Origin of the sequence: Paenibacillus sp. 2TAF8, assembly GCF_052114825.1 — a bacterium.
GTDB lineage: Bacteria > Bacillota > Bacilli > Paenibacillales > Paenibacillaceae > Paenibacillus.
Genome location: NZ_JBFRFN010000006.1, coordinates 21,585 through 46,531, shown reverse-complemented (window position 1 = coordinate 46,531; position 24,947 = coordinate 21,585). Strand labels below are relative to the sequence as shown.

At 45.8% G+C, this 24,947-nt stretch carries 19 protein-coding genes; 3 read left to right on the top strand and 16 right to left on the bottom strand.

All coding sequences use genetic code 11. From position 1 onward, the window contains the following. Positions 1–457: 457 nt before the first annotated feature. From AB4Z30_RS10385 to AB4Z30_RS10355, 7 genes are all read right to left on the bottom strand, one after another. Complete coding sequence (locus AB4Z30_RS10385; protein ID WP_441925934.1) at positions 458–2,899, bottom strand: glycoside hydrolase family 6 protein; 2,442 nt, start codon at positions 2,897–2,899, stop codon at positions 458–460. 515 nt (positions 2,900–3,414) lie between these two features. After that, on the bottom strand, positions 3,415–4,491 hold the full coding sequence (locus tag AB4Z30_RS10380; RefSeq protein WP_441925932.1) for an efflux RND transporter periplasmic adaptor subunit: 1,077 nt from the start codon (positions 4,489–4,491) through the stop codon (positions 3,415–3,417). Between the two features lie 74 nt (positions 4,492–4,565). Then, positions 4,566–5,933: an ABC transporter permease gene (locus AB4Z30_RS10375; RefSeq protein ID WP_441925930.1), complete on the bottom strand. Its 1,368-nt coding sequence runs from the start codon at positions 5,931–5,933 to the stop codon at positions 4,566–4,568. 23 nt (positions 5,934–5,956) lie between these two features. Then, positions 5,957–6,646 (bottom strand): ABC transporter ATP-binding protein, encoded by a 690-nt coding sequence (locus tag AB4Z30_RS10370; RefSeq protein WP_441925928.1) that lies wholly within the window; start codon positions 6,644–6,646, stop codon positions 5,957–5,959. 258 nt (positions 6,647–6,904) lie between these two features. Further along, positions 6,905–8,062, bottom strand: a complete 1,158-nt coding sequence (locus AB4Z30_RS10365; protein WP_441925926.1) for a hypothetical protein — start codon at positions 8,060–8,062, stop codon at positions 6,905–6,907. Beyond that, entirely contained in the window at positions 8,059–9,525 is a 1,467-nt protein-coding gene (locus tag AB4Z30_RS10360) for a sensor histidine kinase (RefSeq protein WP_441925924.1), read from the bottom strand. The genes AB4Z30_RS10365 and AB4Z30_RS10360 overlap by 4 nt, the downstream gene beginning before the upstream one ends. Further along, on the bottom strand, positions 9,522–10,235 hold the full coding sequence (locus AB4Z30_RS10355; RefSeq protein ID WP_145333083.1) for a response regulator transcription factor: 714 nt from the start codon (positions 10,233–10,235) through the stop codon (positions 9,522–9,524). Before AB4Z30_RS10355 ends, AB4Z30_RS10360 begins: the two co-directional genes overlap by 4 nt. 209 nt (positions 10,236–10,444) lie before the next feature. Here AB4Z30_RS10355 and AB4Z30_RS10350 point away from each other — a divergent pair, with 209 nt between their 5' ends. Beyond that, entirely contained in the window at positions 10,445–10,921 is a 477-nt protein-coding gene (locus AB4Z30_RS10350) for an RNA polymerase sigma factor (RefSeq protein ID WP_441925921.1), read from the top strand. A gap of 406 nt (positions 10,922–11,327) precedes the next feature. Beyond that, positions 11,328–14,078, top strand: coding sequence for a chitinase N-terminal domain-containing protein (locus tag AB4Z30_RS10345; RefSeq protein ID WP_441926592.1), 2,751 nt, complete (start codon positions 11,328–11,330; stop codon positions 14,076–14,078). A gap of 749 nt (positions 14,079–14,827) precedes the next feature. Here AB4Z30_RS10345 and AB4Z30_RS10340 read toward each other — a convergent pair. The 6 genes from AB4Z30_RS10340 to AB4Z30_RS10315 all read right to left on the bottom strand — a co-directional run bounded on the left by AB4Z30_RS10340 (position 14,828) and on the right by AB4Z30_RS10315 (position 19,957). Next, positions 14,828–15,088, bottom strand: coding sequence for a hypothetical protein (locus tag AB4Z30_RS10340; protein WP_441925919.1), 261 nt, complete (start codon positions 15,086–15,088; stop codon positions 14,828–14,830). A 263-nt stretch (positions 15,089–15,351) separates the two neighbouring features. Then, positions 15,352–15,759, bottom strand: coding sequence for a hypothetical protein (locus AB4Z30_RS10335; protein ID WP_441925917.1), 408 nt, complete (start codon positions 15,757–15,759; stop codon positions 15,352–15,354). Positions 15,760–16,048: 289 nt separating this feature from the next. Continuing rightward, positions 16,049–16,861 carry a phosphonate ABC transporter, permease protein PhnE gene (gene phnE / locus AB4Z30_RS10330; RefSeq protein WP_441925915.1) on the bottom strand — a complete coding sequence of 271 codons (813 nt, stop codon included), beginning with the start codon at positions 16,859–16,861 and terminating at the stop codon, positions 16,049–16,051. Further along, entirely contained in the window at positions 16,858–17,715 is an 858-nt protein-coding gene (gene phnE, locus AB4Z30_RS10325; protein WP_441925913.1) for a phosphonate ABC transporter, permease protein PhnE, read from the bottom strand. Before phnE (AB4Z30_RS10325) ends, phnE (AB4Z30_RS10330) begins: the two co-directional genes overlap by 4 nt. Beyond that, complete coding sequence (gene phnC, locus AB4Z30_RS10320; protein WP_441925911.1) at positions 17,712–18,509, bottom strand: phosphonate ABC transporter ATP-binding protein; 798 nt, start codon at positions 18,507–18,509, stop codon at positions 17,712–17,714. The genes phnE (AB4Z30_RS10325) and phnC overlap by 4 nt, the downstream gene beginning before the upstream one ends. Before the next feature lie 461 nt (positions 18,510–18,970). Further along, the gene (locus AB4Z30_RS10315) at positions 18,971–19,957 is read right to left on the bottom strand and encodes a phosphate/phosphite/phosphonate ABC transporter substrate-binding protein (RefSeq protein WP_123063040.1); all 987 of its coding nucleotides are present in this window, start codon (positions 19,955–19,957) and stop codon (positions 18,971–18,973) included. Positions 19,958–20,233: 276 nt separating this feature from the next. Here AB4Z30_RS10315 and AB4Z30_RS10310 point away from each other — a divergent pair, with 276 nt between their 5' ends. Next, positions 20,234–21,946, top strand: coding sequence for a bifunctional metallophosphatase/5'-nucleotidase (locus tag AB4Z30_RS10310; RefSeq protein ID WP_441925908.1), 1,713 nt, complete (start codon positions 20,234–20,236; stop codon positions 21,944–21,946). A gap of 176 nt (positions 21,947–22,122) precedes the next feature. Here AB4Z30_RS10310 and AB4Z30_RS10305 read toward each other — a convergent pair whose 3' ends face one another. The 3 genes from AB4Z30_RS10305 to AB4Z30_RS10295 all read right to left on the bottom strand — a co-directional run bounded on the left by AB4Z30_RS10305 (position 22,123) and on the right by AB4Z30_RS10295 (position 24,607). Continuing rightward, on the bottom strand, positions 22,123–22,437 hold the full coding sequence (locus AB4Z30_RS10305) for a hypothetical protein (RefSeq protein ID WP_441925906.1): 315 nt from the start codon (positions 22,435–22,437) through the stop codon (positions 22,123–22,125). A gap of 118 nt (positions 22,438–22,555) precedes the next feature. Then, entirely contained in the window at positions 22,556–23,917 is a 1,362-nt protein-coding gene (locus tag AB4Z30_RS10300) for an MATE family efflux transporter (protein ID WP_441925904.1), read from the bottom strand. 267 nt (positions 23,918–24,184) lie between these two features. Next, positions 24,185–24,607, bottom strand: a complete 423-nt coding sequence (locus AB4Z30_RS10295; RefSeq protein WP_441925901.1) for a MarR family winged helix-turn-helix transcriptional regulator — start codon at positions 24,605–24,607, stop codon at positions 24,185–24,187. Positions 24,608–24,947: the final 340 nt, after the last annotated feature.

The following is a 24,947-nucleotide window of genomic DNA, read 5'->3' as shown; positions in this document are numbered from 1 at the left end:
TTCCATCGGGTACTATTATAGACATCCTCACTGCCTAACCATAGGCAAATATCCGTCCAAAACGATCAATATTCAGTGTATCTCTGTCGGATAGCGCTCCAGCCTCATTCATCCAATTATGCTTTTTCAACAAGCTCGCTCCAACTATAAATTCTAACGATCTCCACAGAGCTTATTCAGGTGTTTTAAGCCACATTTGAATTCTAACGATCACCAGTAACCCTATTTCCCTCCAAACGAGGCAAATCACATCAAAACTACCGAGTTTCATCAAAATAGCATCGCTACGGATCGTTAGAATTGATTCATGTCTCTTTTTCGCCAAATAAGCTCTCCTGAGATCGTAAGACGAAAACAGAGCTGCCTCCGGTCAATGGATGACCAAGAAACAACCCTGTTTTGATAAGATGTGCTAGACTCACACGTACCTTAGCACCAAATCATCAGATGTATAACCTTACGGCTCGATTCCCCATACAAGGCTACCGCCTTGATAAAGTGTGACTTTATCCCAATCCTGATAAGATGTTTTGGTTGGATCATAGGAATAGTCATCGCTCTCGTCAAAGTTGGACCAGTCTGTTTTGAACATACGAAGCTGAATATCTCCAGACTGCCCGCCAGCAGCAATGCTTCCTGCACCGGACTTGAAGCTCAGCTCGACATATCCATCCCCAAAGGTACGGTCAATGTTAGCTGCGCCAACCACGGCCCAGTCAATGGAGGAATCCATTGCTGCTGAACCTTCCTTGGTGAAATAATAACGAAGTGTCAGATCGCTCAGGTCCACTGCAGTGCTGCCCAGGTTTTTGATATTGAACAACGGTCTGATCTGGTTATCCGTTGCATTCGTATCCCCTGCACGATATTGCACCACCAAATTACTTGTTGGTACAACTACTGCCGCTGGTGTCGCAGAAGCTACAGTTGAATTCGCACTTTGCCCGGCTGCGTTCACCGCACTCACCACATAATAGTAGGTTGTGCCATTCGTCAAACCAGTGTTGGTATACGACGTTGCCGTTACATTCGATGCAATCGTCGTAAATGGACCCGCAGCCGTCAGCGCACGTTTCACGTTGTAGCTGGTTGCACCTGCCGATGCTGTCCAAGCCAGGCTCACCTGTGCATTTCCAGCTGTTGCTGTCAATGCTGTTGGTGCCGCTGGAGCGGTTGCAACTGCTGCCGGTGTTGCCATAGCAGATGCGGAGTTCACACTCTCGCCCGCTGCATTACTTGCTGTCACGACATAATAGTACGTTGTACCATTCGTCAAGCCAGTGTTCGTGTAGCTTGTTCCGCTGACATTGGCAGCAACCGTTACAAATGGACCGGATGCCGTCAGCGCACGTTTTACCGTATAACTGGTCGCACCTGTCGAAGCCGCCCATGTCAATGTCACTTGAGCATTGCCAGCTGTAGCGGTTACAGAAGCCGGTGCAGCTGGTGCTGTATTTCCACCTGGAGGGTTACCTCCACTATTCTCAGAGAGTACAGGGAAAGAGTTTTTCACCAGTTGTACAAACTGATCATGGAACCAGTGACCTGATACCGGTGCGTTAGGCAATGCGCCAGTCAGCACTCCATCTTTCGTTGTATACGTTGGGTCACACATCCGGTCAAAGCCTTTACCCTCATTGTTCGGAATTTCAGAACTGGAGCCATCGGATTCACCTGGAGGTTTTACCCATACATAAGCATCCAGATGCGCAGGTCCTGGAGCCGCCTTAGGCGCTTCTCCGATACCTGCTCCGCTTGCATTACACCAGTTACCCCGGTGCTCCCGGCGATCCACCCGACCAGAATTCACATAATCATTGATATTGCTGCCTGTAGCCGTAGCTGGACGATTCACCCCGCCCCATCCGTTACGGCTGGTATCAATGAGGAACCCTGTGCTCGCTGGCCATCCTGCTTGTACGAAATCAGAATACAACTTTGCTGTGAAATCGGTTTCGTCAAAGTACGGATTCCATTCGTAGAACTTCGCTGAACGGATCGGTTGTCCACCGATGTTGAGATCTGGATTGGACAAGTTTGGTTCAGCCAGCGGTGTTGTATTGGCAGTATTCGTAATGAATCCATCTGCACTGCTCAGTCCGCCCAGCGTGTCCCCTACCACATCTGTATACAGAGCTACCGCGCCAGAACGATTGTTATCCCATCCGAGCCAGCCGGAGTGACCGATATCCAGATAGTTGTATACGTTTGGAATAGCGTGCAGCTTGTCCAACGTATATTTAATACCAGCTTCATAAATCCCGCTTGCAGCCGCTTGACCACAGGCTGGTGTGCTCAGATTGGTTACCAGGTTAGGCAAACTATCAGGCTCAATAACAGCGATAATGCGAATGTCCTGGTATTTTGGATCAGCAAAAATATCTGCAATTACGTCAATGTAATCCGTTTTATACGTCTGCAATGCTGCCTGGGTTAAAGGAAGCTCCCCGTTAGATGCAAGGGCATGGCAGTCCCGACCCGGCAAATTGTAGATAACGAAAGACGCGGTAATAGGTACGCCTGGCTTCTTCTGAGCGAGCACTGCATCGAGATGCTCTTCCACGCTCTTGCGTCCAGCGTTCTCGGCCCCGCCGTAGATGGCTGCAATCCGGTCAATCCATACCGCTGTAGGATAGGATTTCACCGTTTCCATCTTCGCTTTCAGCGAAGCATCACTGGTAATGGCAATAGAGGTATCCACCAGTGCAGAGTAATCCTCATTGAGATAAGCCGTGGCGCCAACAAACGGATTGTTCACATGGGCCTCCGCTGCCTGCGTCACACCTGGAGACATGCCAGGGAAAATCCCTGCTGCAAGCAGCGCAGCTGCCATCATTTGTTTTACACCTTTACGCAGCAGCTTCTGGCCTCTCGATTTCGTTTTCAATGTTTTCTTCATAGTTCCACCTTTCCCTTAGATAAGATTGGACTCGACTCATGTCTGTTCCTCTGTGTAGAAGCAGGATGCATGGCACAAAGTGCATGAAAAAAAATGTGTGGTGTTTCGTTCACCTCCATAGACAAAATAGCTTGAGTTAAAGAGCAAATATAAGTTGGGTGTGTTGATAGAATTGCTGTGTGAGCGTGTGTGGGGGTCAAATCATGAGAGTATCGTGGTGGAGTAGTTGATCCATGTGCTTGGGATTGAAGAGTGAAGAAAATGTTGAGTCCATAACGAACCTTGCCGTAAGCGCTTACTAACTAAACTTCAAAAAAATCTTCATCTCGAGATGACTACCTGTTCACCTCCTTATAGTGTGATTATACGACATGTAAATATTACTGTAAATTGAATTATATAAATTAAATTATATTTTTTTCCACATAAAAAGAAGGATTTCTCTCCCCTCCCGCCACAACAGAGAAAAGGCCCATTACGGTATACACCGCAATGAACCTTATGTAAGGACGACTCTATTGAATAACAACAACATCCCCCGGCTTTAAGCCACTAACAACCTCGGTTTTATCTCCTGACTCCATGCCCGTTTTAATCGCATGCTGCTCCGTCTGTCCGTTTCCTTTATCCAGTAACACGTAAGGTTCGGGCTGATCACGCATAATGGCAAGGCTGGATACGACCGTCACTTTGTCCTTGCGCATGGTTTCAATGTCTCCTTCCAGACTCACACCACCGTACATGCGAGCGTCCGGCTTCAGATCAATGACCACATCAAACTGAGAGGCCTGCTTCAGATCGATATCCGAGCTTTTCCGGGCAAACTTGGACACCTTGCTGACGGTTCCGGTAAATTTCAGATCCTTCTGCGCACTCATTCGCACCTGTACCGGCATGCCTGCCTTCAGTTTGAACATCTCTTCCTCACCAACAATAGTCATGAATTTCATCTTGCCGGTATTGGTGATAGATCCGATGAGCTGCCCTTCCGTAACTGCCCGTGTTTTGCTATCCTGATCGTTCAACTGAAAAACACCCGTGGTCCCGGCATATACCACTGCTTTACTCATCACGTCCTGTTTCTTGCGTATTTCCTGCTCTTTGAGAACCAGCGCTTTCTGACTCAGTTCGTTTGCAAGACGTTTGCTCTCCCGATCTGCAAAAGCTTTTTTGCGCTCCTCCTCCGTCACACCAAGTGTTTCGGTCATGCCGGCCGAATTGATGCTGATCTGATTCATCTCCACATCTAACCGGGCTTTGTCCAGATCACTCTGCATCTGACTGACCTCTGACTGTAGCGCCGACGTATCCAGCGTGAACAGAATGCTTCCCTTTTTCACTTGCTCCCCGTTCTTGACATGCCACTGTTTAATGTTTGAAGTAAATGGAGCAAATACATCCGTCTGCTCGGTATATACCGATTTCCCTTTCACTTGTATCGTTTGTGTCATCGTCTCCTGTGTCACATCAAAGGTGATGGGCGGTGGAGCTTCAACTGGGGCTTCGGGCTGGGGTTTGTATTTCTCGTATACCCAGTACCCTGCACCTGCCATAAGTACAACGGTAATGATCATGCTGATCCATTTCTTCATGCGTTATATTCCCTTTCACTGATAAGTTTGAGTCTGAAAATAGTTCCGGAGTTCCGCTCGCTAGTCTCTCGCGATCACATCGATTTAATGACGCTCAGTGCATTCGTACGGGACGCACTGATTGCCGGATAGATACCGGATACCACACCGACAAGCACGGCAAAAATAATGCCCATCGGCAGTGCCGACTGTTGAATAATGACCGTCATCGGCCCGCCTGCCTGATCTGCCATCTGATTCGCGAGTAGCTGGTTCACCCCTCCAAGCGCGGCAAACGCAATACCTACACCTGCCACACCGCCAATGAATCCAAGCATGGCTGCTTCCACTATAAACATCTGACGGATCTGCCACAGGTTGGCGCCAAGTACCTTCATGACCCCAATCTGCTTGCGCCGCTGATGTGTGGACATGATCATTGCCACAATAATGGAAAGTGACGCCAGCACCATAATAAAACCGCCAATGCCAATAGCTGCTTTTTGATACATCGCAAGCTGTCCAGCCATGGCCTCTTCCTGAAAGAGATTACTTTGCGTGTTTAATGTCAGCCTTTTGATCTGCTCTTCGACCTGAGCCACATGCCGTTTGTTATCCACCTTCACCAAAGCGGAGTTAAGACGTTTGAGCGCCGGGCTGTCTGCTTGCTGCAGTCCAAGTTCATCCTGCAGGGCTCGTGCCGTATCCAGCGGAACATATACTTTTTTGTCACCTTGTGCACTCATATCGTCCATATTGGCAGGTTTGGTCAATTCACCCGATACACGAATGGTTCCGCTCATCTTGGTCTTTCTGCCATTCATAAAATCTTCATACCGAAATTGAATACGCTGCTGCATCAGTTGATCCTGTTTCATCATCATCTCGCTGTACTGTTGCAAAAGATCATTGTTATACGGATCGGAATTTAGCTGTTCAAACAACTTTTGCGTCACTTTCTGATCGATAAATCCATAGGTGGCGCCGTAATTCACAACGGCAACCCGGCCGTTGCCAGCACCGCTGCCTTGTGAATACTTGTATCCGAAACCGTTCAGTGTTCCCATTTCCGTACCGATCACTTCCACATAGGAACTACGTCCATCGGGAAGCACCATATCCAGTGCATCCAGCTTTAACATCGGAGCTACAGCAACGACATGTGGAAGCCGCTGTATAATTCGAATTTTCTCCATGGTCAGCGCGCCGCGTTCAAACTTGCTTTTCGTGCCTCCGCTGCCATTCCCCGTTTTGATTCCCTCGTTCGGGCTGATCGTAATTTCGTCCATCTTGTAGTTATCGTTCAACGTTTTTTCGCTATATGTCTGCACCGACTGACCCACACTCAGGGCAATAATCATCGCTGCCGATCCAATCGACAAGCCGATCATGCAGAGCAATGTGACCACTTTGCGCCGGATGATCTGTCCCCAGGCCATGCGCACTACGTCCCGTATTCTCACTGTTCCTCTCCTTTTACCTTATCTCATACACTCTGTAACTGATCAGACTGTTCGACCAGTTTCCCCTGCTGCAACGTCAGGACAACCTGCATCTGTTCCGCTACCTCACTTTCATGTGTCACAATGACAAAGGTTGTTTTCATCTCTCTGTTCAGCTGCTGCAAAATGGAAAGGATCTCTTCCTCCGTCTCTGTATCCAGATTGCCCGTTGGTTCATCTGCAAAGATGACCGACGGCTCCGTAATGAGCGAGCGGGCGATACTGACCCGTTGCTGCTGACCGCCGGATAACTGGGAAGGAAAGAGGTGCGCCTTCTCACCCAGCCCTACCTGCTCTAGCAGACGTAGTGCCTTTTCTTTTCGTTTGGATGGTCTGATCCCCATAAATACCAGAGGCAACTCTACATTTTCCCGGATGGTCAGATTGGACAACAGCTCGTAGGATTGAAAAATAAAACCGATATGGCTACGCCGAAACTCTGCGAGACGATTCTCACTGAAACGCACAATATCCTGTCCCGCGATCCAGATCTTGCCTTGCGTTGGCTTCATCAGCCCAGCCATCAGATTCAGCAGCGTGGACTTGCCTGAACCCGAACTGCCCAGCAGAGCAACCATCTGCCCCTCTTGAATCGTCAAATTGATATCTTGCAGCACGGGAACATCGCCCTGTGCATTGCGGAAGGCATGGGATACATGTTCAACTTGAAGCATTCGTGCTTGTCTTCCTTTCTGTTTCCTGATTATGTATTTCTGTGTAACCTGCACTTAATTATAGTGTGAAGATGTATCGTGGCAGGACGAAGTTGTATCCAACTTGTAACATGTCAACACAAAAAGCCCTGCGGGCAAGCGTTGTACGCTCTACCGCAGGGATATATATTCTTTCTAATGTCTGAATAATACTAAGGCTGTGGCATCAAATTCTCTACATGAAGCTACCTCTCGCTGGGTAGTACTCCTATTATAAACCTACCACGCCTTGAAGCTAAAACGATACAACTCACTCTTGCTGGCGGTGCTGCTTGCCATGAACAGTTCTTCCTCAAACCATTTCAGCTTGATAAAATTGTTGATATTCCGGTAGATCACCGTATCGGAGGACAAGCTCTGATCATTCAGGAAGGCAATATGAAGCTCGTTTTTCTGATTCTCCAGTGTATTCAGATAAGCAATTCGGGATTCGTCCGCGCTCAGATCAAAATTCCAGAATGTGCCCTTGGCCAGCAAGTTCAGCTTATTTTTTTCCGCCTGATATCGGTATAGTCCCTGCACCTGATTCACTTCACCCTGAAAGATCATATCCCCGTTTTTCAACAGATGGTATTGCTGAATATCCTTCGATCTCAGGTATAGGGATACGTCCGGATTTTTCTCCAGCGACACACGATAGACGGCAAAATCATCCTTGTGCATGACCAGCACATAAGCCTGCTTCATATCCTGACTAAGCTCAAAACTGTCAATAACGATGTAATTCTTGCCCGACTTATCCTCATGTGTCTCTACTCCGACTTTCTTCATCATGACCTCATCGGAAAACAGGCTCTCTTCTTTGCCCGTTCTCAGATCGGTCTGAATGAAACCACGCTCATCATGACTGATGGATGTGTCGTTACTGAGGAACTCCCTGAAATAGGAATGTTCCTTGCCCAGTTTGGTTCGTTCGCCACTTTTCATATCGTATATAAAAGCCGTGCGCTGGGCTTGTCCTGAACGATACTGAGCATACATGAGCTTGGTTCGATCCGGGCTCAATACAACGCCAAAATCGGTGTTGCTGCCGATCTCTTTCACCTGGTTATCATCCAAATGCAGTTTTAATAGCCGCAGTCCCGAATAGGAGCGTTCTGTACTATTCACAACAATCGTATTCCGGTCCCCCATATCAAAATCATAAATGACAAAATCATTCGGAATTTTAGTCGCTGACTCTATCTGAATGGTACTGCTCGATGGGGGCGCAAGGCGACTGTTGAATTGCTCACCAGGCAATATCACAGTACGTGGTTTAAGGTGACCCATGCTGAACAGACTGCCAATCCCGAATATCCCACCAACAAAGGCAATGAGTAGCCCAGACAGCATCAGCTTATCGCGATGTTTACGCCAGAAGCCGGTATATTTCATGTCTTTCTATCCCCCGGCAGGCGGATATGGACTTGTGTCCCTTCCCGCATGATGCTTTTCATCTCCACTGTTCCTCCATGACGCTCGACAATGTTTTTCACAATTGACAGCCCAAGACCGGCGCTTCCTTTTTCCGTACGATTCATACCCTTGTCCTGGTAAAAGGGTTCAAACACATGATTCAGTGCTTCCGCACCGATCCCCTCTCCCTGATCTCGAATCAATATGGCAATGGACTGCTCTTCCCGCGAGGACTGCACTTCAATAATCGAGTTCACATCACTATACTTGACGGAGTTATCCAATACGTTCAGGAATACTTCCTTCAGCTTGTCCCGATCTCCCTGGACATATAGTTCTTCTTCGAGTTCATAATGAATGCCGATATTGTACTTGCCTGCCTTGATAGACATATCCTCACACGCTTCCCGTATAACTTCAGAGACGTCAACCTGTGCAAAACGGTAGTTCTCAATGACTGCTGAGGACACCGAAACTTCCAAAATATCTGCAACCATCGTATTCAGACGACGGCTTTCCTTAATGATATAATTCATGCCCTTGTCGAAGAAATCCGGGTCGGTGAATCCATTATCCCGCAAAATCTGTGCATAGCCCAGAATGGTCGTCAGCGGTGTTTTTAATTCATGTGTCACATTGTCAAAAAAAACCTTGCTTCGTGCCTGTACTTGTTTCACTTCGTCCCGTTCTCGCTCAATCACATCAATCTGCTCTCTTACCCGGTCAATCATGACCGTGAAGCTCGCCGCAAGTTCCCCAATCTCATCCTTCGTTGCAATCTGAATATCCGCATTCAGGCTACCTTGGGCCACCTCAGCAGAACGTTTCGTCAGCACACGAATCGGCTGTGTAATTTTCCGGGAAATAAAAATCGAAGCAATAAACACAAACACAAATATCGTCGCTGCAAACAGCTTAATCGTATCCTGAAAACGCATATTTCGTCTGTAAAGGTCGGTATAATCCTTTTCAAGTTGCACAATGCCAACGAGTTGCTGGTCACTCTGAATCGGAAAAGAGAGGCTTGCAACAACCCGTCCTTGATCGACTTTTGTAGTATAGGCGATTCGGGATTGCATCGCTTCTCTCAAATCTGCAATGTCTGTCCGTTTGACAAGTTTCCCTCCACTGGTGTTGGAACCATATGTGGTCGCATCAGGACGATAGAGCGTAATTTCCCCACCTACGGCAGAACCAATCTGCTCTTCCAATTCCCGGCTGCCTGCCTCCAGCGAATCTTTACTGATACGTTTGTTATGGATGAGAAAATACTGATTCAGGGCGATATCCAGGTTTTTTTTGGATTGCACCATATCCTCTCGCACTTCACGGTACATATTCTCTTGAGCGACCTTGTTGGACAGAATCAGAAGTGCCGAGAAACCGATAAAAACGATCACAGAGAACAGCACAACCATCTTGAACTGAATCGTCCATTTCATGTCTGCACCTGAATATTCAGCTTGTACCCTACGCCAAATACCGTTTCAATCATCGATATTCCTTGATCACCGCTATCCAGCTTTTTGCGAATGCGCTGAACGTGGATGTCCACGGTGCGGGTATCTCCAGCAAAATCAAATCCCCACACCTTGTCCAGCAGCTCTGAACGTGTATGTACTTTACGGTGGTGGTTCACGAGGAAGAGTAACAGGTCATACTCCTTGTTAGTGAGCCCTGCCCGTTCTCCGTCCTTCCACACCTCGCGCTCATCCTTACGAATCTCGATATGTTTGCCCAGCCTAACGACTTCGTAAGATTGATTCTCCAGCGTTTCGCTGATGAGATCGATCCGGCGGAAAATCGCACGGATGCGGGCAACCACTTCGCGGATATCAAAAGGTTTTGTAATGTAATCGTCAGCCCCTAGCTCCATACCAAGCACCTTGTCCAGCATATCGGACTTCGCCGTGATCATGATTACCGGGATTTTGGAATTCACAGACAACTGTCTGCACACATCGAAGCCGCTCATATCTGGCAACATCAGATCCAGTAGAATCAGGTCGGGCTTGGACTCCCGAAGCAGATTCAATCCTTCTCTACCTGAAGCCGCCTCCTTGATCTCGAACCCTTCCTTGCGAAGCGAATACGACAATATATCGCGAATGGACTCTTCATCCTCGATGATTAATATCTCTTTTGGTCTCATAATACATTCGTAATCTCCCTGCTCTATGAATTTCATCTGCCTATATTTTGTATCCCAAGCTGTCTGCTTGAACAGAGGAAATCAAGAAATGTTACAACTCCGATACAACTCTGAACCTTTTGGAAACAACCTCCCGCTATACTTGCATTAACAGAATGCAAACGGACCGAACGAAGGCTTGATCCATATCCAAGGGGGATTCACATCTTATGAACCACTCACAGATTAATGATGCTTACATTAACTATAAATCAGAAATCACCAGGTATCTATCCCAAATCGTCAAACAGCCACAGGATGCAGAAGACTTGGCACAAGATTGTTTTATTCGTCTCATGAACGTCACTGTTTATATCCCTGAAGACCGAATTCTCTACTATCTCAAACGCATCGCCCGTAACCTCGCTATGGACAGCTTTCGCAAACGTACACGGACCTTACGTCGTGACAGCCGGCTGGAGACGCCCACACACCATGTTGATACTCCTCAGATAGAGATTAATGAAGGAGTTAACGAAATCGTCTCCCATATCAACAATACCGAACATCGCAAAATTTTGGAGCTGCGCCTGATCCATGGGTATTCGATCAAAGAAACTGCCCAGATGGTGAACCGCAGTGAAGGCATGATCAAATCTTCCGTTTTCCACGCCGTCAATCGTATTCGTGCCAAAGTCATCTCGTAGAGATGGCTTTTTGACTTTAGTGTTGTCCCCGTTGTTGTGACTGTACTTTGTAATTTGTATCTGGTGTTCATCTCTTCTGTTCACGACTCGTAAGTTTCTACTCCACATGTTCTTTCCGCTCTATGTCTCAACTCTTGTTATCCACCATATTATTATTTCCATTCTTGTAACAACCAATAATCCAAATGACCTATTGATATGCCAAAATGCCTAATTTTACAAAGTTCGATCTAATTTTTACATTTTGTTATGACTATGTGAGATTTTCATGTGGTAGAATATGGACGAACTTATGAATCAATCAGGGTGTGGGTTTCATGACACGTCCTAAAATTGGGGAGGGATTTGGTTGGGTAAATTGACACGTTTACGAGGAGTTTGGTTAAAATCACTCCTGGCATTATCCATGGCTTTGCCACTTCAGATCGGATTATGGAACGGAGATGCTTCGGTTCATGCGGAAGGACCGACAGACCCGGCACCGTTCATTCAAGCCAAGGTAGTTAACGAGAATGCTGGCAAAAAAGTACTGTTCGACAATTCGCACGGTCAAACTGCCGGAGCAGCTGACTGGGTTATTGATGGTGGCTTCTCGGATTTCGGTAATGCTCTGGCGAACGACGGCTATTACGTAAAAGAACTGCGCAAAACGACACCTTTTACCTATGATGATCTGAAAGAATACAACGTATTTGTCATTGCAGAACCTCAAATTCCTTTCAAAACGTCTGAACAGGCGGCATTAAAACAATATGTTGAAACGGGCGGAAGTATCTTCTTTGTTGGAGATCACTATAACGCTGACCGTAACAAAAACCGCTGGGATGGCTCGGAAGTCATTAACGGCTATCGCCGCGGTGCATACGAAGACCCAACCAAAGGCATGAGCGCAGATGAGCGCAATTCAGCAGCCATGCAAGATGTAACCAGTACGGACTGGTTGTCGGATAACTTCGGCGTACGTTTCCGTTATAACGCACTTGGCGATATTAACGCCAATATCATCGTACCTGCGGATCAATCATTTGGCATTACGGAAGGCGTCTCTGCTGTAGCAATGCACGCAGGCTCCACGCTGGCGATCACAGACCCAGAGAAAGCCAAAGGTATTGTGTACTTGCCAAAAACGAATGCCAAATGGAATAACGCCGTAGACCAAGGTGTATATAACGGTGGCGGTATCGAAGAAGGTCCTTATGTGGCTGTATCCAAACTCGGTGCAGGTAAAGCGGCCTTCATCGGTGACTCTTCCCCGGTGGAAGATGCATCCCCGAAATATTTGCGCGAAGAAACAGGCACACGCAAAACGACATATGACGGTTTCAAGGAAGTCGATGATGCCGTATTGCTCGTCAATACCGTAAACTGGCTGGCTACACAAGAAAACTATACTAAATTGTCCGAAGTAAACGGCCTTACATTGGATACAGCTACAGCGCTGTTACCATTCGAAGAGCCAGCGGCTTCTACTGAACCACAAGCTGAACCTTGGGCTGCACCTGCGGCCGGATACAAGTGGTATGATCGTTCCACGTTCAAGCCAGGATCTTATGGCGGCCCTGCATCCAGTGCTAACGCAGCTTACAGCTTCGTGAAACAGGATACATTGCCTAATGCCGAAGACTTCCAGATTCGTGTTGTGGTTGAGAATATGCCACCAAACACAACGGTTACCGGTTACAGCGCCGGAATCTATCTGACAGGTGGAACACAGGTAGCGATGATCCAAAATGATAGTGGAACATGGCCAACTTCGTACGGATACAGCTCGGTGTTTAGCGTAACATCAGACAGCAAAGGCCGTGCAATCAAGGATCTGAACGTTCGCATTAAACCAGACACGAATGGCAATGCCAGCCTGCGTCTGCGCCTGAACGGAAGCAACCTGATTACCAGTGCGGTGAGCATTGCTAATGTACCCGCACAGCCGCTTCCAGAAGAACAAGGTCCAATTCCAGCAACAATTAGCGTTGCCGAAGCACGTACCAAAGCAGTAGGTACCACAGTTACCGTTGAAGGTGTTGTCACAACGAAGCCGGGTTCTTTCGGTGGACAAGCCTTCTATCTTCAGGATGATACGGCGGGAATCTACGTGTTCCAGCACACCAGTGGGTTCGACGTAGGTGACAAAGTGAAAGTGACTGCACCAACAACGATCTACAACAGCGAGTTCGAGTTAACTGATGTGGTTGCGATTGAGAAAACAGGAACAGCTACTGTTCCGGCTCCAACTCTCGTTACAGCCATTAGTGATGCCAATCAAGGTCAGCTTGTTCAATTAAAAAATGTAACAGTACAGAATATTATCAGTGCTACACCTGCTGGTTCATTTGAATTTGATGCGGTAGCTGCTGACGGGACAAGCACACATGTGCGTATGGATACACGTACTGGTGTAAGTGAAACAACTTTCCCTTTTGTTGCTGGTGACAAGATTGATATCACAGGTATTTCAGCTATTTTCAAAGACGTATTTCAATTGAAACCAAGAAGCTCGAATGACATTGTAGCTTCGGAAGAACAAGGTGGAGGCGAAAACCCTTCTACTCCAGCTGAAGACGCACCGGGTAAACCAGTGCTCTCATCCGATAACGGACATACCACCGGACTATCTGATGGTTCATTCAACGTCAGCATGAATCTGTGGTGGGGCGAAAATGCTACCGAGTATAAGCTCTATGAGAATGGTATCCTTATCGATACGCAAAAGTTAACGGCGGCTTCTCCTTCTTCCCAGTTTGCGAAAACAGAGATTAAAAGCAAAGCTAACGGAACCTATACGTATGTTGCCGAGTTGATCAACGACAAAGGTGCTACTCGCAGTGACGAGTTGACGGTTCAAATTGCGAATGCTGCTCCAAGTAAAGCCGTTTTATCTCAAAACAATTGGGACGGCGATGGCAACTACACCGTAACGATGAACCTCTGGTGGGGTACCAACGCAACTGAGTACCGTCTTTATGAAAATGATGTACTGATTGATACGCAAGCGTTGAACGCTGCTACACCATCTGCTCAAACGGCGAAAACCGATCTGAGTGGTCATGCGAACGGAACATACACGTATCGTGCCGAATTGATCAACGCCGCAGGCGTGACCAGTACGGAAACTATTACGGTACAGGTGAGCAAAGCAGCGTTGCCTTTGGCGAGCTAGTTTCAAAGTAAAAGTAAGAGTGAAAGAAAGTAAGCATAGGAATACTACTAGAGAAGTCGCAAGCGCGGAAATGAAAGTAGGAGTAGAGGCAGAAAGTAAGCGCCGAAACCGAAAAACTACGAAAACGGAAATTTATGCAATAACTTAGATTTAACGAAACGAAGAATGTTAATAGGAACGAAGAAAGTAGTTTAAGCTAAGTAGAACGCGAGCAGTAACAAAAAACCTAAACCGGTCCGGTGGTCAGAAAACAGGCTCCGGTGGTTTCGGTTTTTTTGTGTTTTTGTAGTCTTTTTTAGGTCTTTGTAGATTTTTGATTGTTCTATTTTGTGTTTCTATTGCAGTTTTGTTTCGGTTTTATTGTGATTGTATATTGGTTTTATCGTGGTTGTATTATGGTATTATTGTGGTTGTATATTGGTTTTATCGTGGTTGTATTATGGTATTATTGTGGTTGTATATTGGTTTTATCGTGGTTGTATTATGGTATTATTCCTTGCGTACCAATGAACCCTTGAACTCTCTACTCCCTCAGCGCTAACGATCATGAGAGAGCTTATTTGGCCATTTTTGCAGGCTTATACATTCTAATGATCACCAGCGACGCTATTTGGCTATTCTTCAGTGTTTTGAGGGATAAATCGGGCTTATTGCAACAAATAGCGTCCGTACGGATCGTTAGAATTTCAAAAAGGCTTTTTTTAGCTAAATAAGGTTTCTGGTGATCGTTAGCGCACCTGCTTCGAGAATCATCTTAGACGCGGATTCTCATAACCTTTCCTTACAAAAAGAATACTATTCCACACTGTACTATAAGCTGCTAAGGCTAAGATACCAATGACCAATATGAGGTTCATCTGCGTGAGAGAATAGCTACTTCCCGTAAAAATAATGAGAATCGCACTGAGTCCGATATTTTCCCGGTTATGTTTTTTAAACTTCTGAAAGATCATTCGATACAGCAAGATTAGCACCATAAACACGGTCCATATCACATAAAATGTTTCCATAGAATCGTTACCTCCTCACAAAAGGCTTATTTCTTTAACAATAAATTAACGTTTCAAATCTCATGACCAACATCATTATGTACGTTCCAACTTGTCAAGCGGCCATATTCACCTACAAATGACTTTGCAATCCTCTTCTATCCCCTTCGATTTACTTCAATTTCCTTCGATTCTCTTCAATATGGCCGTGTTCCCTATTTTCAATTACGACCCGTACAAAGTTTATCCAGTATAATGCAACATAAATCTTCGAATCTTCGCTTTTACTTCGCTTTTAAAATTATATCCTCTTGATACTTTTTACCATTCGTGTCTTTCCACTCAATCACAACTATTTGGTCGTCCTCAGTACTAGCCATGGAGCCTTCTGTGCTAATTATAGGAAACTGTATCGATTTTGAAGTTAATCCGTCTTCCTGTCTAATCATTTTTCCATCATTTATGTTTATTTTGGACCATTTCACATCTTCCAGATTATCTCTTTTGTAAGAAATGATATATTCACCGTTTTCCCCTGCTCCCTTTGTGACTGTGGTATCTAATTCTCCACTCCAATGTTCACTCTCTCCGCTGAAGTTCATTTTTGTTTGCATGTCTGAGCAACCAAGAAGAGATATGGCGACGATAAACATAAATATAGATATCCATAATAGGTTATTACTCTTCCTCATTAAATCCCTCCATTACATTATCCAATGTATAACTATACACTATCATATTAAGAATATATTTTTAACATTTATTCCAAATAAGTTTATATACTAATAAATTTCGTATAGATCAGTAAATGATCTTAATAATAAGGTACAGTAATAACTTGTTCACTCATAACCATAATCATATGAAACAACGACCAAAAGCATCTCATGCGAATGCACAAGATGCTTCTAGTGATTATTACGGATTAAAACATTTCACTTCTATGTCTTCTCTGTTACGGGCAAGAAAGTATAACGTCCTCTACACCAGCTTCTTCCGGATATACCCCGAGATCAGGTCAATGATCGTGATCATCACGATAATACCGAGCAGGATAATGCCGACACGCGGCCAGTTGCGTGTGCTGAGTGCAAAGATCAGCGGTGTACCGATACCACCCGCGCCGATTACACCGAGGATTGTGGCAGAACGGACATTAATTTCAAACCGATACAAAGTATAGTTCAGGAATCCCGGAATAACCTGCGGCAAGATAGCAAACCATAGCTGCTGCAATCGGGTTGCTCCGGAAGCCAGTAACGCTTCGGACGGGCCGTAATCTATATTTTCAACCTCATCCGCGTACAGTTTACCCAGCATACCGATCGAGTGCAGTCCTAGGGCTAACACCCCTGCGAATGATCCGGGTCCCACGGCCTTAATGAACAAGAGAGCCATAATAATCTCGGGAAACGTACGGATGAAACTAAGCATCATTTTACCCGCACCCGAGATTGCCCGATGTCCACTCATATTCCGTGCAGACCAGAAAGCAAACGGGATACAAAGCACAGCAGAGATGACGGTACCCAGCACGGAGATCGCGAGTGTATCCAGCAGTCCACGCAGCAAATCTTCGCCTTCAGGCAAATAAACAAAATTCCAGTCGGGCGAGAAAATGCCGGCAATAATAGCCTTCATGATCTGTCCAGCGGTTTCCTTGAATCCGGTAAAAGGTACGCCCGCAAGCGCCCACGCATAGACCAGAATTAACAGTAGAACGATAAGCCAGCGCAGTGGATTTTTCCGTGGCTTGGATCTTGGCCGAATACGGCTCGCTTCATTTTTCATCATAACAATTTCTCCCGCAGCTTAGTGCTCACATAGTCGATAATCAGAACGATGGCCAGTGTGAAAATAATAATGGTATTTGTCTTGTCATACTCCAGGAATCCAAGTGTCGCTTCATAATATAGTCCAATACCACCCGCTCCAACGAGTCCAAGGATGGCGGCGGCGCGTACGTTAATTTCGAAGGCATACAGTACATAGGACGTGAACTGGGCTGAAAGTTGCGGCACGACACCATAGACAATAAGCTGAATACGGTTCATGCCCACAGCAGTCATCGCTTCAAGAGGACCTTTGTCAATCGTCTCCAGTGTCTCATACGTAAGCTTGGCGATCAGACCTACAGAGAATACAGCCAGCGCGAAAATACCCGGAATCGGTCCCAGCCCAAATACAGCGACGAACAACGCCGCCAGCAGCAAATCGGGAACCGTACGAATCAAATTCAGCAGAAAACGTGCCGGATAATAGATCCAGCGGCTCGGCGCAAGATTTCCTGCACAGATAATCGAGATGGGAATCGCAAAAATGGCACCGATTGTTGTTCCCAGTAAAGCCATGCGAATCGTCTCCAGCATCCCCTGAACGATATTGTCAAAATAACTCCAGCGGGGCGGAAACATCTCCTTCAGCAGTTTCCACATCTCCGGGCCACCTGTGAACAGTTCCGCAAAGCTCGCATCCGTTTGCTTCGCACTCGCCCACAAGAGTAACCCAATGATTACTAGCGTCAGCAGATGTTTGGTCTTCCCCGGTGGTTTGGGGCGATTCACAATTTGTCTCGGGTTTGACCCAGGTTCCTTACCCACGCCCGCACGCCCTTCATGTTCAAGTGAAACGTTGGATTGTCCCTTCATACCAGTACTTCTCCCTGCTCATGCACAGCCTGCTTGTCAAGCAATTCATCCGCCAGGATCGGTCTGCCGTAAATTTCAGCAAAACGCTCATCCGTTGCCTCTTCCACCGGACCGTCAAATACAACCTCTCCTGCCCGCAAACCAACAATACGTGTCGCATACTCTCTCGCCAGATCAATAAAGTGCAAGTTAACAATCGTTGTAATGCCGAGATCCTGATTAATACGTTTAAGGTCATCCATGACCTGTTTCGTCGTCAGCGGATCAAGTGAGGCAACCGGTTCATCGGCCAAAATGATTTTTGCTTCCTGAGCGAGTACACGGGCAATCGCCACACGCTGCTGTTGTCCACCAGACAACTGATCTGCACGAGAGTAAGCCTTCTCGGAGATATTCACCCGATCCAGTGCATCAAAGGCCAGTTCGACATCTTCTTTTGGAAAACGACCCAAAATGGTACGAAGTGTGGAATGATACCCCACCCGACCAGCCAGTACATTGCGTAGCACGCTGGATCGTTTCACCAGATTGAAGCTCTGGAAAATCATGCCGATATCCCGGCGGATCAGACGCAGACGTTTGCCCTGTGCCTTGGTGATGGAGCTACCGTTAATCAGAATTTCACCTTCACTAATATCGTGTAGCCGGTTGATCGACCGCAGTAGCGTAGACTTGCCTGCACCAGACAAACCGACCACAGCGATGAATTCTCCCTGCTTAAATTTCAAATTTATGTTATTGAGGCCTTTCGTGCCGTTCGAATATGTTTTGGTCACGTTGTGAAGCTCAATCATCGCGTTAATCCTTCTTTCATCCATAATATTTATCGATATAAGTTGAACTATAGGATGGTTTACACAGGCACTTCGATGACAGAATAATGTGTAAATTAAATGTTCAACTTATATCGTTTTCGCTGCTTCTATATAAATTGAACTATTCATTTACACGTTAACGAAGAGGACAGAAAAAATCTGAAAAAGCGGAGCGTTCGCCTGAAAGCTTTCTGTAAGAAAGCTACATCGGAAGCATACGCTTATCACCGGATTTTCCCCTTTGGAAAAGGGAATCAAAAAAATCTGGGGATAACAGCGATTGTAAGGTTATTCTGTTATCGGAGTGGATTGTGTAAAATCTTTAGTTCAGCTTATATAGTAGAAACTTATAATAACGGCACAAGCCAGAACAGCGTCATTTACGCTGAACTGGCCTGTTCACTGTGCAAAAGTCACGAATCGCTTGTCGGATCGGAAAACTACTCGGTTTTTACTTTCTCGTTATACTGGCGCACGATATCAAACTTGCTGTCATCGGACTCCACATAACCTTCGTGTGTGTAGATTTCTTTGATGATCTTGTGACCTTCTGTATCTTTACCGATATCGATGAAGGCTTGTTTGATCTTCGCTGTCCAATCTGCATTCATGTCGGTACGAACGGCGATCGTATCGTTAGGAATAGGCTCAGTGAAAGCAAGGACACGTGTGTCTTTAAACACATTCGGGTAGTCTTTGGAAACCGTGTTACGGGCATCCTGGAAAATAGCTGCTGCATCTACGTCACCGTTAAGCACGGCAAGAACAGCTTGGTCATGGCCTTTAACGGTTACAGGCTGTACATCTTTCAACGGATCGATACCGCGATCCAGCAGCAAGGCTGCAGGCCATACATAACCAGCGGAAGACGTTACGTTCTGGTAAGCAATTTTCTTACCTTTCAGATCCTCAACCGATTGGATCGGGGAGTCTTTTTTCACAATAATCATGGATTTATACGAATCTGCCAGTTGCTCTGTCGGAGCGCCAGTCTCATCATTCACACCAAAACGCTGTGCTTGCAAAATAACTTGTGCTGCCCCTTTTTCTTTCGCAAGGACATAAGCCGTTGGAGGCAGGAAACCTACATCTACTTTTTTGGAAGCCATCGCTTCAATAATCGTGTTGTAGTCCGTGGATACGCTAACTTTTACAGGGATACCCAGCTTGTCGCCAAGCAGTTTTTCCAGCGGTTTTGCTTTTGCTTCAAGGGTGTCTGCATTCTGGGAAGGAACGAATTGCACTGTCAGTTCCGTAGGGACATAACCTTCAGCGGTTTTGTCTTTCTCTGCTGTGTCGGTTGATGTGCCGGACGCGCTTGAATTGGCTTCAGCGCCGTTTGACGAATTGGATGTAGCGTTAGACCCACACGCACTCAGGAACAGAACCAAAATCAACAATGGTAAAAATAAAGCAGACTTCTTCAATCGAACACCCTCCAAAAGTTTTTCTATTTTTCAATACTTATCTACTATAATTGGCGAATATTTGCGTGATGTGAAACGAAATTTGGAGTTTTGTAAAGTTTCCTGGCAGGCTGTCAACGTAACATTCTTCTGTTAAAATAGGCTCATTATGGTCGAGGAATCTGGATGAAATAGGCTTAGTTTAAGGCTTACCGCCCGTTATTTCGTTTATTTCTTCCGCTTCATTCTACGGTTTATGCCATATATCTAAACTTATATATTAGAGGAGATTGTAAAATGACCCACATTCCCCCTACGACAAACTTTGATATCCTGTTCACCAGTGACCTCCACGGAGCGATTCGCCCGATCCATTACAATACGAATGCTTATCGTCATGCAGGTCTTGCCCTGCTCGCTTCTTTGATTCGGCAGGAACGTGAACGGTCGCATGAATTACTACTAATTGATAATGGAGACTTACTGCAAGGCTCTCCTCTAGCTTCTTATGCGGCTTCTCATGGCTCCAAAGTGCAGACTCATCCTTTTATTCACGTGTTAAATGAGCTGGGATACGATGCGGCAGTAATGGGCAATCATGAGTTTAACTATGGTCAGGAGTTACTGCGCGGAGCGGTCGAAGGCTCCTCCTTTCCTTGGCTGTCTGCCAATATTGTGAAGGATGAATCAATTGTTGTTCATACGTATCGAGTAGATTCCAGCGAGAATGAAACTACTAGCGAGCGTTTAGATGACAAGCAACAAGTTTCAGCACTGCCGCTTGCCCCTGATGGAGCAGGTATTCCGGCTTTTGGCGAACCGTATATGATCAAAACTCTCTCTTCTGGTGTAAAAATCGCATTGCTCGGTGCAACCACACATTACATCCCCAACTGGGAGCATCCGAAAAATATTGAAGGGCTGCACTTCCTGGATGCGCTGGAAACGATTCGTGCTTGGGTGAAGTACATTCGAGCATATGAACAGCCTGATGTGCTGGTGGTCAGTTATCACGGGGGATTTGAGTGTGATCTGGAGACGGGAGAAGCTGCCGAGCGCTTGACCGGAGAAAATCAGGCGTACGAAATCTGCCGAGAGATTGAAGGCATCGACGTACTGCTCACGGGGCATCAGCATCGCCAGTTGACTGCCGAGATTTATGGGGTCACCGTGATTCAGCCAGGGTTTAATGGCAGTGGATTAGGTCATGTGTCTGTGCAACTTCAGCAATCGCCTGACGGCAAGTGGTTAGTGGCGGACAAACAAGCGCGCTTGTTGCTTTTAGATGAACATCCTGATATCAAACCCGATCCTGTTGTAATGAAGCTGACGGATGAACTGGAAGCTTCGGCACAAACCTGGCTAGATCAGCCGATTGGCGAAGTCGCCGGGGACGGTGATCTATCGATCTCCAGTGCCACACAGCTGCGGCTGCAGGCGCATCCTTTTATTGATTTTGTACATCAGGTGCAGATGGAAGCAACAGGGGCTCAGCTTTCCAATACGGCGATGCTTAGCGAAGAAGCTCGTGGATTCGGCGAGCAGATTACGGTGCGGGATGTGTTATCGAACTTCATTTATCCCAACACCCTGACAGTGCTTGAACTCAGCGGGAAAGATATTCGGGAGGCTTTGGAGCAGACGGCACGTTATTTCGAACTGGACACCTCCGGCAAAGTAGTCGTTAACCCGGCGTATATGCAGCCCAAACCTCAACACTACAACTACGACATGTGGGCAGGCATCGATTATGAACTGAACATTTCCCAGCCTGTGGGCAGCCGGGTTGTGAAGCTGGAACGTGAAGGAAAGCCGCTGGGGATGGCTAAGAAGTACTCCGTGGTGATGAACAGTTATCGCGCGGCAGGCGGTGGAGATTATGCGATGTATCCAGGCAAAAAGGTACTGCACGAAGGCGCCACGGATATGGCTGCACTGGTGGAAGATTTCATTCGCAGGCACCAGCCGTTACAAGTTCGGGAAGTGCATAACTGGAAAGTAACCTGCTGAATTTTCAGTTGGCGAAAATGCCAAAGGAAAGAGTGCATGAAAAAAGGACGGAGCCAGGTTATCCGGTTTCGTCCTTTTACCTTTTATGGAACTTCCTTTTAACGATGTATACATTTTAGGATTGCGTACTTTTGTTGTAAAGACTATGGATTCACGGGTAGGATAACGTAACTCTATTAAAACAAAGAATCCGAGAGAAGCAGTACGATCAGAAAAGCGACCACCCAGAACAGAAACAAATTCGCAGTTGCGACAGCCCATTTGCTTTTGCCCGAATGATAGAACGCCCAGCATACGAAGGAAAATAATACACCCATGGGATACGTAGCCATAAGGATTGCTGCTATCGTATCTAACAATGGGTGGTCACCAGACTCCCGATAGGCATAAAAAAACAAACTCATCATCAGTACATACGGATAGGCTACAAGAGTTAATCCATAAATAACATTGAAGAATATAAGCCAATTTGCAAGTTTAGGATTTTTCAAAACAGATGAACAACCTCCTTGTAAACATTAAACTCATTTCAGTATATCCACCTGTTCCTATCACGTCATGGTATACTTTTCCATTAATTAATTAGTATATATCCATGTATATTCCCTTTCAAACAGCAATCTGTTTGTGCATTCTATTGATGCGTCTGTAGTGGTAAGCGAACAGGATAAGTCCCAGCGCACTTGTAATGATCTCTGTTACTGTCATAGACCAGATGATGCCTGTAAGGCCAAAAGATTGATGAAAAATAATGATGACTGGAATAAACAGCGTACCCTGACATATTGCCATGACATTGGTCGGGATGCCTTCTCCTGCCGCTTTGAAAATACCTGTAAACAATCCTGTTAATCCAGTGAACAGAGCAGAGATCAACATCGCTACCAGAATTGAACTTCCCGCCTCCAGTACGGCTGCATCCGAAGAGAACAACCGAATGACAGGTTCCTTGAACATATATACAATGCCTATAAAAAGAACACCAATACCGATGATATACAGCGAGGCCTGTTTGTACGTAGCTTTTAAACGACCAAACTTTTGACTCGCGAAACTGTGTGCGACCAGTGGGATAATCCCCATAAAGATCCCCATTGCAAGAAACTCAGGAAGCTGCACAACCCGTAAAGCAATACCAAATCCAGCGACTACGCTTTCTCCATAAATCATGGCATAATGGTTCAGTAGTAGTGTAGATACGATTAGAAAAGAGGTCTGTAGCAACTCGGAAACTCCGATTTTGAATACTTCCATCTGGTCTTTGACCTGAAGTTTCCAATGTCCCAGAAACCCTCTCAAATTCTCGCTGCGACGGGACAAAAACCAAACATAATAGGCCGCAGAACAAGCATTGGCTAATACAATGGATAATGCAGCTCCAACCACATGCCAATTCAATACAAGAATCAATAGCCCATCCAGAACGATGCTCGCTGCGATGCTAATAAACATGCCGATCATGGATTCTTTCGAAGCACCCTCCGACCGAACGAGCTGTTCCAGCGCAAAATTAAGAATAACGATAGCTCCTCCGCCCAGAAGTGTAATCGCATACTGACTTGTGTACTCATATACAGCTTGATCGGCTCCCAGTCCCTGAACAATAGGTGAGATGAACAACCATGAGATCAGGGCAATCAGCAAACCAACGCCCAAGCTCGAGTAAAAGGAATATCCTGCGACTCGTTTCGCCTTTTCCCGCTCTCCCGTTGCCGCTAAGCGTGTAATGAATGTGCCACCGCCCACCCCGAACATATTGCCAAAAGCCATTAATACCGTAAAGATCGGCAAGCCCAGTGTAATGGCGCTAAACATACCCGTGTCATGAACCAGACCGATAAAAAACGCATTGATGAGATTGTATAACGTTCCCGCTGACATACCCAGCATCATCGGAATGGACAGATGCATAATCGACTTGTGGACAGGCGCTTTGTCCAGATAATAGGAGTTTGAATGTTTTTCTTTCATGTTAACTTCCACCTTTCTTAAATGTCAAACAATTAGATTTCTAAGTATTAATTTAAAAAAACACATTTAAGTTCATAATATTCTGCAAAGAAATGTAAAGCTTGATACATGTACATTCATAATTACTTTCATATTACATGTACAACTACAGCCATAATTACACCTATATTAACAACTAAATTGATAGAGTTTTAATAGTTTGAATTCTAAGTTTTAGCTTAAGAGCAGTTCATCTGCTCTATATATCCCCAGTTACCGTAATCAAACTTATAAATTCTGATTAACCTTGGTCAGCAAACGCATCAATGTTGCCTGCTCTTCATCCGTCAAACTTTTCACAATCTCGTTCTCCACGGTGGCAAACATCTGCTCTATATCCTGAATCACTTGCTCGCCCTTCGGCAGCACGTACAGATTCTTTTGCCGCTCATTATTCGCTGGAATTTTACGAACGATATAACCGTTCTTCTCCAATCCTTTTAACATGCTTGTAATCGTTGCATCCCTGCGGTTGAAGACATCCGCCAGATTTTTCTGTATTAATCCTTTTTCCTGATGCTCGTAGATATATCCAATAACTCTTCCTTGTTGAGCGTTCAATCCCAGTTCATTGACCTGATCATCCGCTTTGCGTTTGATCTTAATACCGATCGTCTGGAACAGATCCGAATAAGGCGTATTTTTGCGCATGAATTCTCTCCCTCCTGTTCTTGTTCTTCTTTAAATTGTTTCATCACTGTTCTCTTACTTACTTACTTACTTACTTACTTACTTACTTACTTACTCGGTCAGAGTCAACCTCTAAATGTTAGATATCTAACTATTCATGAGCTAAATATACAACTGTGACTTCCTCTCTGTCAAGAATCGATTTTTCTTTCTTTACTGCGCATATCCAACATATCAAAAAAAGGATTGAAGCCCCTTCCGGGCTCCAATCCTTCTGCTGTTACATCGCTAGCCTGAGTTAGCATTACCTTGTGTATACCGGAAGGAAGAGTCTCTCTCTCCCTTTCCAAGACTCTCCTGC

Excerpts from the sequence above, each read along its gene's own strand:
- AB4Z30_RS10385 (WP_441925934.1), bottom strand. The coding sequence starts at position 2,899 with ATGAAGAAAACATTGAAAACGAAATCGAGAGGCCAGAAGCTGCTGCGT.
- AB4Z30_RS10380 (WP_441925932.1), bottom strand. The coding sequence starts at position 4,491 with ATGAAGAAATGGATCAGCATGATCATTACCGTTGTACTTATGGCAGGT.
- AB4Z30_RS10370 (WP_441925928.1), bottom strand. The coding sequence starts at position 6,646 with ATGCTTCAAGTTGAACATGTATCCCATGCCTTCCGCAATGCACAGGGC.
- AB4Z30_RS10365 (WP_441925926.1), bottom strand. The coding sequence starts at position 8,062 with ATGAAATATACCGGCTTCTGGCGTAAACATCGCGATAAGCTGATGCTG.
- AB4Z30_RS10360 (WP_441925924.1), bottom strand. The coding sequence starts at position 9,525 with ATGAAATGGACGATTCAGTTCAAGATGGTTGTGCTGTTCTCTGTGATC.
- AB4Z30_RS10355 (WP_145333083.1), bottom strand. The coding sequence starts at position 10,235 with ATGAGACCAAAAGAGATATTAATCATCGAGGATGAAGAGTCCATTCGC.
- AB4Z30_RS10350 (WP_441925921.1), top strand. The coding sequence starts at position 10,445 with ATGAACCACTCACAGATTAATGATGCTTACATTAACTATAAATCAGAA.
- AB4Z30_RS10345 (WP_441926592.1), top strand. The coding sequence starts at position 11,328 with ATGGCTTTGCCACTTCAGATCGGATTATGGAACGGAGATGCTTCGGTT.
- AB4Z30_RS10340 (WP_441925919.1), bottom strand. The coding sequence starts at position 15,088 with ATGGAAACATTTTATGTGATATGGACCGTGTTTATGGTGCTAATCTTG.
- AB4Z30_RS10335 (WP_441925917.1), bottom strand. The coding sequence starts at position 15,759 with ATGAGGAAGAGTAATAACCTATTATGGATATCTATATTTATGTTTATC.
- phnE (WP_441925915.1), bottom strand. The coding sequence starts at position 16,861 with ATGATGAAAAATGAAGCGAGCCGTATTCGGCCAAGATCCAAGCCACGG.
- phnE (WP_441925913.1), bottom strand. The coding sequence starts at position 17,715 with ATGAAGGGACAATCCAACGTTTCACTTGAACATGAAGGGCGTGCGGGC.
- phnC (WP_441925911.1), bottom strand. The coding sequence starts at position 18,509 with ATGATTGAGCTTCACAACGTGACCAAAACATATTCGAACGGCACGAAA.
- AB4Z30_RS10310 (WP_441925908.1), top strand. The coding sequence starts at position 20,234 with ATGACCCACATTCCCCCTACGACAAACTTTGATATCCTGTTCACCAGT.
- AB4Z30_RS10300 (WP_441925904.1), bottom strand. The coding sequence starts at position 23,917 with ATGAAAGAAAAACATTCAAACTCCTATTATCTGGACAAAGCGCCTGTC.
- AB4Z30_RS10295 (WP_441925901.1), bottom strand. The coding sequence starts at position 24,607 with ATGCGCAAAAATACGCCTTATTCGGATCTGTTCCAGACGATCGGTATT.